1 protein-coding gene is annotated in these 16,177 nt (G+C 46.7%); it reads left to right on the top strand.

The annotated features are described in order from the left end of the window. The first annotated feature begins 4 nt into the window (after positions 1 to 4). Positions 5 to 16,090: a non-ribosomal peptide synthase/polyketide synthase gene (locus G4O42_RS09210; RefSeq protein WP_032875088.1), complete on the top strand. Its 16,086-nt coding sequence runs from the start codon at positions 5 to 7 to the stop codon at positions 16,088 to 16,090. Positions 16,091 to 16,177 lie beyond the last annotated feature (87 nt).

The raw sequence follows: 16,177 nt of genomic DNA, 5'->3' as shown, positions 1-16,177 counted from the left end.
TCCAATGTCGGTATTTAAAACTCAAGAAACGTACTGGGAAAACCTGTTTGATGAAGAAGACGGCCTAAGCGCATTCCCTTACTTTAAAGCAGCGGATAAAGCGTCGTTGGCCCGTACCGGCTACCAGGAAAAATGCATCTGCCGTTCCTTATCTCCGGAAGTATCTCAAAGAATCATGACAATGGCGAATCATTCCGATATGGCGGCCTATCTGATTTTATTGGCGGGTATTGAATGCTTGTTGTATAAATATACGGATCGAACGAGCCTGATTCTTGGCATTCCAACGGTATCGAAGCAAAAAGCCGGTCAGTCAGCCGTTAACAACATTGTTCTCTTAAAAAATACGCTTTCAAACGAGAGCACATTTAAAACCGTATTCGGGCAGCTGAAAGAAGCCGTTAATGATTCTCTGAAAAATCAAAACCTGCCGTTTAGAAAAATGGTCCGGCATTTAAGCGTGCAATACAATGACGAGCATATGCCTTTGATTCATACCGTCGTTTCGCTTAACGAAATTCATTCCTTGCAATTTAAAGAAGATACTGCAACCGATACGCTGTTTCACTTTGACTTGGAGAACAACGGGATTCATTTGAAGCTTTTTTATAACGGCAATCTGTACGATGAGCGCTATATTAATCAAATTGTATCCCATTTGGATCAGCTGCTGTCTGTGATTCTGTTTCAGCCTCAAGCCGCGATCCATACGGCAGAGATCTTACCGGAAGCGGAAAAACAGAAGCTATTGTTTGATTTTAACGACACCGGCACAGATTTCTCCGGGAGCAGAACAGTCTATCAATTATTTGAAGAGCAAGCAGAAAGAACGCCTGAGCATACGGCCGTCAAGTTTAAAAACGACCATTTGACGTACAGGGAACTGAATGAGAAGGCGAACCGTTTGGCAAGAACATTGCGTAATTGCGGGGTTCAACCCGATACGTTAGTCGCCATTCTCGCTGATCGTTCATTAGAAATGATCGTATCCATTATAGCCGTTTGGAAGGCAGGGGGCGCTTATGTGCCCCTGGATCCTGAATATCCAAAAGAGCGGCTTCAATATTTGCTTCATGATGCGGATGCAGACGTTCTCCTTGTTCAGCAACATTTAAAAAACAGCCTCGCCTTTGACGGCCGGGTGATTGATTTGAATGATGAAACATCATACCATGCCGATTGCTCATTGTTATCACCAATAGCGGAACACAGCCATTTAGCCTATGTCATTTATACGTCGGGTACAACAGGAAAGCCGAAAGGGGTCATGGTTGAACACGGCGGCATTGTGAATTCGCTCCAATGGAAGAAGGCGTTTTTCAAGCATTCTCCGGCGGATCGCGTGCTTGTCTTGTACCCGTATGTTTTTGATGCGTTCATTTTAAACTTCTTCGGCCCGCTCATCTCAGGAGCAACTTTGCACCTTTTGCCTAATGAAGAGAATAAAGAAACTTTCGCCATTCAAAATGCCATAAAACAAGAGAGAATTACTCATTTTTCAACTTCTCCCCGTCTTCTGAAAACGATGATTGAACAGATGAACGCAGAGGATTTCATCCATGTTCAGCATGTTGTTGTAGGCGGTGAGCAGCTGGAAACAGATACAGTTGAGAAGCTGCATTCTCTGCAGCCTCGCATTCGGATCAATAATGAATACGGACCGACAGAAAACAGCGTGGTATCTACATTTCACCCTGTTCAGTCCGCTGATGAACAGATCACAATCGGCAGCCCGGTGGCCAACCATCAAGCTTATATTTTAGGAGCGCACCATCAAATCCAGCCGATCGGCGTACCGGGAGAGCTGTATGTCGGAGGAGCGGGAGTGGCCCGCGGCTACCTCAATCGGGCTGAATTGACGGAGGAAAAATTTGTGGAGCATCTGCATGTCCCTGGTCAAAAGATGTATAAAACGGGGGATCTCGCCAGATGGCTGCCGGATGGAAGAATCGAATATTTAGGGCGGATTGATCATCAAGTGAAAATTCGCGGCTACCGGATTGAGATCGGCGAGGTAGAGGCAGCCATGTTCAATCTGGAAAACGTTCGTGAAGCCGCAGTCGTCGCGCGGGAAGACGCAGACGGGGCCAAACAATTGTATGCCTATTATGTCGGCGAGCCTTCTTTGACCGCTGCGCAGTTCAGAGAAGACTTATCCCGAGAACTGCCGAATTATATGATTCCCTCCCGCTTTATCCCTTTGGAACGCATTCCGCTCACTTCAAATGGGAAGATTGATCTGAAAGCTTTGCCTGCTGCTGACGAAAATACGCGGGCGGAATACGAATACATAGCCCCGCGGAACACAATAGAAGAACTGCTGGTGTCCATCTGGCAAGAAGTATTAGGGGCAGAACGTATAGGAATTTCGGATAATTTCTTTGATTTTGGCGGAGATTCGATTAAATCAATTCAGGTGTCATCCAGATTGTATCAAGCCGGATACAAGGTTGATATGAAGCATTTGTTTAAACACCCCTCGATTGCTGAACTTAGTCAGTTTGTAGCGCCGGTCAGCAGGGTGGCTGATCAAGGAGAAGTGAATGGCGGAACCAAGCTGACCCCGATACAGCATTGGTTTTTTGAGCAAAAAATGCCGCATGCACACCATTACAATCAGGCCGTCATGTTATATTCGGCGGAAGGCTTTAAAGAGGCTCCGCTTCGCCGGACGATGGAACGGATCGCGTCGCATCACGATGCCTTGAGGATGATTTTTGAAAAAACGCCGGATGGATATGCTCCGCGAATTACAGGAACAGATGAAAGTAAACTATACCATCTGGAAGTGATGAATTATAAAGGGGAAACCGATCCGGCTCAAGCGATTGCCGATAAAGCGAATGAGATTCAAAGCAGCATGGTATTAGACAAAGGGCCATTGATGAAGCTCGGTTTGTTCCAATGTCCGGACGGGGATCATTTGCTGATTGCAATTCATCATTTGCTGATTGACGGAGTATCCTGGCGTATTTTACTCGAAGATTTTGCAAGCGGATATGAGCAGGCAGAACGCGGACAAACAATCCAGCTCCCGCAAAAAACAGACTCGTTTCCATTCTGGGCCGATCAATTGTCCAAATATGCGGCGGAAACCGATATGGAAGAGGAGATTGCGTATTGGACTGAGCTTTCAAGTATAAAGCCTCAGCCATTGCCTAAGGACACTATCAGCGAAGGATCGTTATTAAGAGACAGCGAAGAAGTGACGATTCAATGGACAAAAGAGGAAACGGAGCAATTATTAAAACATGCGAACCGCGCCTACAACACGGATATCAACGATCTGCTGCTGACTTCGTTAGGGCTGGCTGTTCACAAGTGGACAGGCACGGAAGACATTGTCGTAAATTTGGAAGGCCATGGGAGAGAACCGATTATTCCGGATGCTGACATTTCCCGCACGATAGGATGGTTCACAAGCCAGTACCCTGTCGTCCTGAGGATGGAAGCCGGAAAAAACCTGTCGCAGCGGATAAAGATCGTAAAAGAAGGGCTGCGCCGCATCCCTGACAAAGGAATGAATTACAGCATCATCAAATATATATCCGGGCATCCGGAAGCCGACAGCCTGCAGCTGAATCCGGAGATATCGTTTAACTATTTGGGACAATTTGACCAAGACCTGAAGCACCAGGCTTTACGCATCTCGCCTTTTTCCACAGGGTTATCAATGAACGAAAACCAAGAGAGAACGGCCGTGCTTGATTTGAACGGCATGATTGCCGAAGGGACATTATCACTGACACTGAGCTACAGCAGCAAACAATACGAAAGATCTACTATGGCGCAATTTGCCCGGGGGCTGAAAGAAAGTCTGCAAGAAGTCATTGCGCATTGCGTGAGCCGGCAGCAGACTTCTCTCACACCAAGTGACATCCTGTTAAAAGACATCTCAATCGATGAACTGGAACAGCTTTTGGAGCAGACGCGTGAATTAGGCGAAGCGGAAAATATTTATCCATTAACGCCGATGCAGAAGGGCATGCTGTTTCACAGCTTATTTGATCCGAATTCAGGTGCTTATTTTCAGCAAACGATGTTTGATCTGCATGGAGATCTGGAGATTGATTCATTTTCAAAAAGCTTGGACGGCTTATCGCAAAAATATGACATTTTCCGCACGAATTTTTACAGAGGCTGGAAAGATCAGCCGCTCCAAATCATATTCAAAACGAAAAAAATCGGTTTTCAATTCAATGACTTACGAGAGATGAAGGAATCACAAAAAGAAGCGATGATTCAGGAATATGCCAGAGAAGATAAGATGCGGGGGTTCGACTTAGAAAAAGGCGCGTTAATGCGGTTATTCATCCTTCGTACGGATGAAAAGACATACCGTTTTATCTGGAGTTTCCACCATATTTTGATGGACGGCTGGTGCCTGCCGCTGATTACAAAAGAAATATTCGAGAATTACTTTGCCTTGCTTCAGCAAAAGCAGCCTGAACAATCATCAATTACTCCGTACAGTCAATATATTGAATGGCTCGGCCGGCAAGATGCGAAAGAGGCCGCGGCTTATTGGGATCAGTACTTGGAGGGATATGAGGAGCAAACCGGCCTTCCTAAGGATCACCATGCAGCGGAAGACGGACGATACGTTCCTGAAAAAGTGACGTGTGACATAAGCTCCGATCTCACTTCGAAAATGAAGCGGACGGCAGGCAAGCATCATGTCACGCTGAACACGCTGCTGCAGACGGCATGGGCGGTTTTGCTGCAGAAATATAACCGTAGCCGGGACGTTGTGTTTGGAAGTGTTGTATCCGGAAGACCTGCTGGAATTCCAAACGTGGAAACCATGATCGGCTTATTCATTAACACCATTCCCGTCCGGTTCCGATGTGAAGCCGGGACAACGTTTGCTGAGCTTATGAAAGAGGCGCAGGAAAGGGCTGTAGCGTCTCAACAATTTGAGACACACCCGCTGTACGATATTCAAGCGCGTACAACGCAAAAGCAAGATTTAATTACACATTTAATGATATTCGAAAATTATCCGGTTGATCAGTATATGGAAAGTATAGGCAGCCAGAACGAAACATCCATCAAAATTTCCAACGTACAAATGGAAGAACAGACCAACTACGATTTTAATTTGACCGTTATACCGGGCGACGAGATGAACATCTCTTTTGAATACAATGCAAATGTGTATGATCAGGCAAGCATAGAGCGTGTTCGGGAACATTTCATGCAAATCCTGCATCAAGTCGTGACAGATGCGGATATCCGGGTGGATCAAGCGGAATTGTTAACGGAAGGCGAAAGAAGAACCCTTCTGCAGACGCTGAACGACACGGCCGCGCCGTTCCCGCAGACGCCGGTTCATCAACTATTTGAAGAGCAATCGCAGCGTACGCCCGATCAAGCAGCCGTCATTGATAAGGACAGGCAGCTCACGTACGGAGAGCTCAATAAGCGGGCCAACCGACTGGCGCGAACGTTAAGAGCGAAAGGAGTGCAGACGGATCAGCCTGTAGCCATCATCACAAGAAACAGCATCGAATCGGTGGTCGGAATCCTTGCCGTTTTAAAATCAGGCGGAGCCTATGTCCCTATAGATCCGGAATATCCGCAAGACCGCATCCGGTATATGCTGGATGACTCCCAAGCCGGAATCGTTTTAATGCAGCGGGATGTCAGGAAACAGCTTGCCTATGAAGGCGCCACGGTTTTACTTGATGATGAAAGTTCTTATCACCAAGATGACTCTGACCTTGCTCCGATAAATGATGTGAGCCATTTGGCATATGTCATTTATACGTCAGGTTCCACAGGCCGGCCAAAAGGCGTACTAATCGAGCACGGAGGCTTGACCAATTATATTTGGTGGGCGAAAGAGGTTTATGTAAAAGGCGAGAAAGCCAACTTCCCATTGTATTCGTCCATTTCTTTTGATCTGACGGTGACTTCTATTTTCACGCCGCTTGTCACAGGCAATGCAATCATCGTCTATGACGGAGAGGATAAAACAGCTCTGCTTGAATCGATTGTGCGGGACCCGAGGGTGGATATCATTAAATTGACCCCGGCCCATTTGCAGGTTTTGAAAGAAATGAACATTGCCGATCAAACGGCTGTCAGAAGAATGATTGTGGGCGGGGAAAACTTAAGCACCCGGTTAGCCCGCAGCATTCATGAACAGTTCGAAGGCCGGATTGAAATATGCAATGAGTACGGACCGACGGAAACCGTTGTCGGCTGCATGATTTACCGTTACGATGCCGCAAAGGACAGACGGGAATCGGTACCGATCGGAACCGCTGCGGCAAACACGAGCATTTACGTTCTTGATGAGAATATGAAACCCGCACCGATCGGAGTGCCGGGAGAGATCTATATCAGCGGCGCCGGTGTGGCTAGAGGATATTTAAACCGTCCCGAATTAACAGCAGAGAAATTTGTCGTTGACCCGTTTGAACCCGGAGCGAAGATGTATAAGACCGGAGATTTGGCGAAGTGGCTGGCGGACGGAAACATTGAATATGCGGGCAGAATAGATGAACAAGTGAAAATCAGAGGCTATCGTATCGAATTAGGCGAGATCGAGGCGGCACTGCTTCAAGAAGAAGCGATCAAGGAAGCTGTCGTTACAGCCAGAGAGGACGTCCACGGGTTTAAACAATTGTGTGCATATTACGTGAGCGGCGGGCAAACAACGGCAGCCCGGCTCCGGAAACAATTGTCTCAAACCCTTGCAAGTTATATGGTTCCGGCTTATTTTATCGAGCTTGATGAAATGCCTTTAACTTCTAACGGAAAAATAAACAGAAAAGGGCTGCCGGCTCCGGATTTCGAACTGCAGGACAGAGCAGAGTATAAAGCTCCCCGAACAAAAGCTGAAGAAATATTAGTTTCTGCCTGGGAATCGGTATTAGGCGCTGAAAACGTCAGTATTCTTGATAATTTCTTTGACCTTGGCGGAGATTCCATTAAATCCATTCAAGTATCCTCCAGATTAAATCAGCAAGGATACAAAATGGAAATCAAGGACTTGTTTCAATATGCAACAATTGCTGAATTGAGTCCGCATATCAAGCAGAATCTGCGTATAGCCGATCAAGATGAGGTCAAAGGAAAAGTCAGCCTGACTCCTATTCAGCATTGGTTTTTCGAACAAACAACAACAGATCAGCATTATTATAATCAAGCCGTCATGCTGCATGCGCCGGAAGGTTTTCAGGAAACGCAGCTTCGTCAAACCCTGCAAAAGCTTGCTGAACATCACGATGCGCTCCGCATGACGTTCCGGACTACGGAAAATGGCTGCGAGGCGCAGAATGAAGAAATCGCCCAAAGCGGACTGTACCGCTTAGAAGTCCTGAATCTGAAAGAAGATTCCGATCCGGGACGGACAATTGAAGCCAAGGCTGATGAGATACAAAGCAGTATGCGTTTAAGTGATGGGCCGTTAATGAAAGCCGTGTTGTTTCAATGCGCAAATGGAGATCATCTGCTCATTGCCATCCATCATTTGATTATAGACGGGATTTCATGGCGCATCTTACTGGAAGATATCGTTAGCGGCTACAAGCAAGCCGAGAACGGGCGAGTGATTCAATTGCCGCAAAAAACAGACTCTTTCCAATTATGGGCTAAGAGACTTTCAGAATACGCGCAAAGTGAAACCATAAAACAAGAACAGGAATATTGGACAAAGATCGAACAAACCGATGTCAAACCGCTGCCTAAAGATTTTCATGAAACCCATACAACTGCAAAAGACAGTGAAACAGCAACTGTGGAATGGACGAAAGAGGAAACGGATCTGCTATTAAAACAAGCGAATCGCGCTTATAACACGGAAATAAACGATTTGCTTTTAACTTCTCTGGGTCTTTCCATATCGCATTGGTCAGGACTGGAACAAATTCCGATTCATTTAGAGGGACACGGCAGAGAACAGATTATACAAGATATAGATATCTCCCGCACGGTCGGGTGGTTTACAAGTCTGTATCCGGTTGTGCTGCACGCGCAGCCGGGCAAAGAAATCTCTGATTATATCAAGACGACCAAAGAAGGATTGCGCCAAATTCCGCATAAAGGGATCGGATATGGAATAGCAAGGTACTTAAGCGGCGGAATGCCATCGAAACTCAATCCTGAGATCAGCTTTAACTACCTGGGACAGTTTGACCAAGATTTACAGCAGCATGGGGTTCAATTATCTTCTTATTCTTGCGGTTCAGACTCAAGCGAAAATCAAGAAAGACCGTATGTATTGAATATAAACGGAATGATCACCGAGGGCCGGCTGAGGCTTACGATCAGCTACAGCAGCAAACAGTACGCAAAAGAAACGATCATGCGGTTATCGGAAACGATTCAAAGCCGCCTGCGGTCCATCATTACGCATTGCGTTCATAAAGAACAATCGGAACTGACGCCAAGCGATATTTTGTTAAAGGGCATGTCCATTGATGAATTGGATCAGCTCCTCATTCAACTGCCGCATGCAGGTGAGGTTGAAAACGTGTATCCGCTCACTCCGATGCAGAAAGGAATGCTCTTCCACAGCCTGCTGGACGAGGCCTCAAGTTCTTATTTTGAACAAGCATCGTTCGATTTGCAGGGAGAGTTAAAGATTGATTGGTTTAAAGCAAGCCTTGAACGATTATTTGAAACATACGCCGTGCTCAGAACCCGTTTTTACAGCGGCTGGAACGATACTCCTTTACAAATTGTCTATAAAACGCAAACACCGCAAATTCATTTTACAGATTTGCGTGACATAGAGGAGCACCTGCGAGAGGATGCAATCGCAGCCTATCAAAGAGAAGACAAGGCAAAAGGATTTGACTTGGCTCGGGATCCGTTGATGCGCATTGCGATTTTCCGTATGGAAGACCGCAAATATCATTTGATTTGGAGCTTCCATCATATTGTGATGGATGGCTGGTGCCTGTCTCTTATCACGAAGGAAGTGTTTGATCATTATAGCGCCTTACAGGAAGGCAGGGAACCAGAACCGCCATCGGCAGCTCCTTACAGCGACTATATCGAGTGGCTTGGCCGCCAAGATCAGGGAGCGGCAAAGCGGTACTGGAGCAGGTATCTTGAAGGATATAAAGGTGAAACCACGCTTCTTCATAAAATAGCGCAGCATGAACAAAAAGAATACGCCTATGCCAATGTGATCTGCCGATTTGATCACGAACAGACAAAACAATTACAGCAGATCGCAAATCAGCATCAGGTTACATTAAATACGTTGATCCAAACGTTATGGGGAATTTTATTACAGAAATACAGCGGGTCCGCAGATGTTGTCTTCGGCAGTGTCGTGTCGGGAAGGCCGGCGGAAATTCCTGATGTGGAACAGATGATCGGCCTGTTCATCAATACCATTCCGGTTCGCATCCGCTGCGAGGAGGACAGCACTTTTGCTGATACGATGCAAATGGTTCAACAAAACGCGCTGGCTTCCCAATCGTACGATACCTATCCTTTATACGAAATTCAGGCCCAAACGGAACAAAAGCAGAACCTGATTGACCATATCATGATTTTTGAAAACTATCCGATCGGGCAGCAGGTCGAAGAGACGGGACATCATGGTACGGAGCTGAACATTACGAATTTTCATATGCAGGAACACTCCCACTATGATTTGAATGTGGTTGTTATTCCTGGCGAACAGCTGGCCGTTCATTTCGGTTTTAATGAAAATGAATATGAAAAATCAGAAGCGGAACGGCTCTGCGGACATTTTGAACAGCTCATGCAGCAAGTATTACAGCAGCCGTCTGTCAAAATAGAAGAATTGGAGCTTCTCTCTCAACAAGAAAAAGAACATCTGCTCAGCCGCTTTCAGTCTAATGACATGCAATACCCGCGTGAAAAAACGATTCATGAGTTGTTCGAGGAACAGGCGCAACGTACTCCGGACAATACAGCGGTTGTATTCGAGGATAAACAACTCACCTACGGAGAACTGAATCGGCGTGCCAATCAGCTTGCGCGAACCTTGCAGGCAAAAGGTGTGCGGAACGATCAGCTTGTCGGTATTATGACTGAACGCTCGCTTGAGATGATTGTAGGCATCTTGGGAGTTTTAAAAGCGGGCGGCGCATATTTGCCGATAGATCCTGATTCTCCGTCTGAACGCATCCGTTATATTTTGAGTGATTCAAGTCTCAGCGTATTGCTTTACCGCGGGAAGCTGCAGGATGACATCGGCTTCTCAGGAACATGTATCGAACTCATGGAGGAACATTTCTATCACGAAAAAGACAGCAGTCTTGCACTCTCTTATCAGTCCAGTCAACTGGCCTATGCCATTTATACTTCCGGTACGACAGGCAAGCCTAAAGGCACGTTAATTGAACATCGCCAGGTCATTCACCTGATTGAAGGACTTCGACGCCAAATTTACTCTGCCTATGAGGCGGAGCTGAATGTAGCCATGCTCGCTCCATATTATTTCGATGCTTCTGTTCAGCAAATGTATGCTTCCTTGCTGTCAGGACATACCTTGTTTATTGTTCCGAAAGAGATTGTGTCAGACGGTGCTGCCTTATGCCGTTACTACCGGCAGCATTCGATTGACATCACCGACGGAACACCTGCCCACTTAAAGCTTTTGATAGCTGCGGGTGATTTGCAGGGAGTCACGCTTCGGCATCTTTTAATCGGAGGAGAGGCTCTTTCCAAAACGACGGTAAATAAGCTCATGCAATTATTCGGCGATCATGGCGCTGCGCCTGGGATTACCAATGTATATGGGCCTACGGAGACTTGCGTAGACGCGTCTCTGTTCAACATTGAATGTTCTTCCGATGCGTGGGCACGCAGCCAAAACTATGTCCCTATAGGCAAGCCGTTAGGCAGAAACCGCATGTACATTCTTGATTCAAAAAAACGGCTGCAGCCGGCGGGCGTCCAAGGCGAGCTGTATATTGCAGGGGACGGTGTCGGGCGGGGTTACTTGAACCTGCCGGAACTGACGGACGAAAAATTTGTTGCCGATCAGTTTGTACCGGAGGACCGAATGTACAGAACCGGTGATCTGGCCTGCCTTCTGCCGGATGGAAATATTGAATATATCGGCCGGATTGATCATCAGGTGAAAATTCAAGGTTTTCGGATTGAACTCGGTGAAATCGAATCGGTGATGCTGAACGTTCCTGATATTCAAGAAGCCGCCGCAGCTGCCCTTAAAGATGCAGATGATGAATATTACTTGTGCGGATACTTTGCTGCGGATAAGACAATACAGATCAGTGAACTTCGCGAAAGAATGGCCCGGCATTTACCGGGATATATGATCCCGGCTCATTTTGTTCAGCTGGATAAGATGCCGCTGACTCCAAACGGGAAGTTGAATCGCCAGTTATTGCCGGCTCCGGTCAAAAAGCGTGACAGCGGCATAGAGTACGTCCCGCCGCAAACTTCGGCAGAAATCCAGCTGACAGCAATTTGGGAGGATGTCCTCGGATTAGAGCAGGTGGGGATCAGAGATCACTTTTTTGAGATCGGCGGACACTCCCTGCGGGCAACGGCGCTGATTGCAAAAATACAAAAGCAATTGCATGTCCAAATTCCTTTGCGGGACGTCTTCCGTTTCCCAACCATTGAACAGCTCGCACAGACGATCACGAAGACGGAGCTGACCGGATATGCTGCGATTCCTGCAATTGAAAAAAGACCTTATTATCCGGTATCCTCAGCACAAAAACGGTTGTACATCCTGAATCACTTGGAAGGCGGAGAACTCAGTTACAACATGCTGGGACTGATGGCTGTCGAAGGCAAGCTTGACCGTGACAAACTGCAGCAAGCCTTCCGCACGCTGATTTTGCGCCATGAATCTTTGCGCACCGGTTTTAAAATGGCTGACGGAGAACCCGTTCAGTATGTCTTGGATCATGCAGCGTTTGAAACAGAGTGGTACCAAGGGGAAGAAGATGGTGCTCACCTTTATATCCGCCAATTTATTCGTCCTTTTCACCTGGATGAGCCGCCGCTGCTTCGCGTGGGGCTGATTGAACTTCAACCTGACCGCGGAATTCTGATGTTTGATATGCACCACATTATTTCTGACGGAACGTCCATGAGCGTATTGATCAAAGAATTTATCCGCATTTATGAAGGAGAGACATTACCGCCCCTGCGCATCCAGTACAAGGACTACGCGGTATGGCAGACCGGCGAAGCGAGATTACAACAGATTCAAAAACAAGAAGCCTATTGGTTAGAGCTGTACAGCGGCGACGTTCCTGTCCTTCATCTGCCGACCGATTATATCCGGCCGTCGGCACGGGATTTTGCGGGAGCCACAATGCAGTTTACGCTTGATAAGCAAAAAAGCGATGGGTTAAAGCAGCTGGCATCCCAAACTGAATCGACTTTATATATGGTGCTCCTTGCGTCTTATACATTATTGCTTTCAAAATACAGCGGCCAGGAAGACATTATTGTCGGCAGTCCTATAGCGGGAAGACCGCACGCCGATTTGGAACCGATTATCGGAATGTTTGTCAATACATTGGCCATGAGAAATTACCCTGAAAAAGGGAAGACGTTCTCTCAGTATCTGTCCGAGGTGAAGGAGAATGCATTAAAAGCTTATGAACATCAAGATTATCCGTTCGAAGCGCTGATCGATCAACTGAATATCGCCAGAGACTTGAGCCGTAATCCGTTGTTTGACACCATGTTTGTGCTTCAAAACACGGAGCAGGAACAATTAGAGATAAGTGACGTCACTTTCAAACCATATCCAAACGGACATACGATGGCGAAATTTGATCTAACTTTAACTGCCGTGGAAGAAGAGGCGGGTATTCAGTTCACGATGGAATACTTGACGGCCCTGTTTAAACCGGAAACGATCGAACGTATGATGGGGCATTTTGTGAAGCTGATTGATTCGATTATTAAACAGCCTGATGCCGAGCTGGCTCGTCTGAATATAATGACCCAGGAAGAGGAAAGAGACATTCATCAGCTCTTTAACGATACTGCAGCAGAAACACGTATTCCGACTACGGTTCATCAGCTTTTTGAGCAGCAGGCTGTGCTTAATCCGGACCATGAAGCCATCATGTTTGGAAATCAGACGCTGACTTATCGTCAGCTGAATGAGCGTTCTAATCAGCTGGCGCGCGTCCTTCAAGATAAAGGTGTTGGCACTGATCAGGTGGTTGCCGTTCTCACGGATCGCTCAGCAAATATGATCATCGGCATTTTAGCCATATTAAAGGCCGGCGCAGCATTTCTCCCTATCGATCCGGAGCTTCCCGAAAAACGGCGGGCTTTTATGCTGAAAGACAGCGGTGCCGACGTGCTTTTGACTTGTGCAGGTCCCGCTATTCCGCCGCTCTTTGAAGGAGAAGTGCTTCTGCTTGATGATCCGATGATATATCAAGGCAGAGCAGACAATCTTAATCTTTCCTGCTCGGAAAATGATTTAATGTATGTTATTTACACGTCAGGCACAACGGGGCAGCCGAAAGGCGTTCAGCTGGAGCACAAGACCATGACGAATCTGCTCGCTTATGAGCAGGATCATACGCAGCTGCAGTTTGACAGAGTGCTGCAATTTGCCGCAATGAGCTTTGATGTCTGCTATCAAGAAATGTTCTCCGCGCTTTCAAGCGGAGGAACACTCTTTATCATCGGCAATGAGGCAAAACGTGACATACGTCAGCTCAATGATTTTGTCAGAACGCACGGGATACAAACAGCATTTCTTCCGACAGCGTTCCTTAAGCTTCTTGCCTCGGAGAAACACTATTTCGAACCATTTGCCGAGTGCGTAGATCACATCATCGCTGCGGGGGAACAGCTCATCGTAACAAGTATGCTGCGTGACATGCTGGCGCGCCAGCAAGTCACATTGCATAATCATTACGGTCCGTCGGAGACGCATGTCGTGACCATGTATACCGTTGATCCGAATACAGATCAGGAGCTTCAGCCGATCGGCAAACCGATTTCAAATACGGAGATGTTCATTTTGAATGAAGCCGGAACGCTTCAGCCTGTCGGAGTCGTCGGTGAACTTTGTATTTCAGGAGTGAGCCTGGCCAGAGGCTATCATAACAGGGAGTCTTTGACGCTCGAAACTTTTGTTCCGCACCCATATGACTCGAATCAGCGGATGTATAAAACAGGCGATCTGGCCCGTTACCTTCCTGACGGAAACATTGAATATGCGGGAAGGAGGGACCATCAGGTCAAAATCCGCGGTTACCGGGTTGAACTCGGTGAGGTGGAGGCCGCTCTTCTCAAGCACGTACAGGAAGCAGTTGTCCTAGCAAAAGAAAATACCGATGGCCAAAGTGATTTATATGCCTATTTTACAGCGGAGCAATCACTCTCGATCAGTCAGCTGAAAGAAAAACTTGCTGGTCAAATACCGGGATACATGATCCCTTCATACTTCATCCAGCTGGAGAAACTGCCGCTAACCGGCAATGGAAAAGTAAATCGAAGAGCATTACCGATGCCTGAAGCTGGTTTGCAAACGGGAACCGACTACGTTGCTCCGCGGACGAATATGGAAGAGCAGCTGATATGCATCTGGCAAGACGTTTTAAAGGTAAAAGAAATAGGTGTAAAAGATAACTTTTTCGATTTGGGCGGCCACTCGTTGCGGGGGATGACGCTCATCGCCAAAATTCATAAGCAATTCAGCAAAAACATTTCATTAAGAGAAGTCTTTCAATGTCCGACAGTTGAGGAAATGGCAAAGGTAATTGCAGGAGCTGAAACCAACGGGCCGGATTACATTCCGAAAGCCAAAGCAAAAGATGTCTATCCTGTATCTTCCGTGCAGAAGATGGTTTACCTGTCAACACAAATAGAAGGCGGAGAACTTAGCTACAATATGCCGGGAATCCTTACATTAGAAGGAAAACTCGACATGAATCGCCTGCAAACCGCTTTCCAAAAACTGATCCAGCGTCATGAATCGCTGCGTACCGGTTTTGAAATGGTCCGCGGAGAACCGGTGCAGGTGATCAAACCGCAAGTGGAGTTTTCGATGGAAAGATACAAGGCAACAGCTGACGAGGTTGAGGAATGTTTCCGCACCTTCGTGCGGCCGTTCGATCTCAGCCAGGCTCCATTACTTAGGGCCGGACTCATCGAGTTAGAACAAGACCTGAATATTTTTATGTTTGACATGCACCACATCATCACGGACGGCGCCTCCATGAATATTTTTGTCGAAGAACTGATTCAAATGTATGACGAAAAAGAGTTAGCTCCGCTCCGTATTCAGTACAAAGACTTTACGGAATGGAAACATCAAAAAGAGCAAAGAGAACGAATCAAGAAGCAGGAAGAGTATTGGCTTGGTGTATTTCATGAAGAGCTCCCGTCATTCGAGCTTCCGAAAGATTTTGCGAGACCGCCGGTTAGAAGCTTTGATGGGAAAAGGCACAATTTTACGCTCGATAAGACTGTCACCCAAGGGATAAAGCAGCTGGAAGAATTGACTGGAACGACCGCTTACATGATTTTGTTCTCGGCCTATTCCATACTGCTGGCAAAATACAGCGGTCAGGATGATATCGTCGTCGGCACCCCTATTGCGGGGAGACCGCATGCGGATTTGGAACCCATTATCGGAATGTTTGTCAATACATTAGCCATCCGCACCGCTCCGATGGCAGAAAGGACATTTTTGGATTATATAACGGAAACGAAAGAAACCATGCTGAAGGCTTTTGAACATCAAGAGTATCCTTTTGAAGAATTAGTTGAAAAACTGGGTGTGAAACGGGACTTAAGCCGCAATCCATTGTTTGATACGATGTTTGTCCTGCAAAATACCGAACAAACGGATATTGAAGTGGACTCTCTCGCAGTCAGACCTTATGAACAAACGGAGACGGCAGCCAAGTTTGATTTACAGCTGAACTTCTTAATAGATCAAGATGAGATTCAGGGCAGTTTTGATTACTGTACAAAACTATTTAAAAAGAAAACCATTGCTGTATTGGACAAGGATTACGTCATGATCCTTTCGGCGATTATGAGAAACCCATCCATTCCTTTAAAAGACATTCAATTAAGCGAAAAAGTAAACAAAAGTAAACATCTCGCAAGCACAATCAAATTGGATTTCTAATCACAGGGGCAGCGGCTGTCCCGGCATGAATGCCGCGGCTGCCGCCAGCCGCCTGAAAACAGGAATGAAACCAACTGGAGGGATATG

Source organism: Bacillus sp. LUNF1, assembly GCF_011008975.1.
In the GTDB taxonomy this organism is placed as follows: Bacteria; Bacillota; Bacilli; order Bacillales; family Bacillaceae; genus Bacillus; species Bacillus velezensis.
This window is presented reverse-complemented; position numbering and strand designations above follow the sequence as displayed.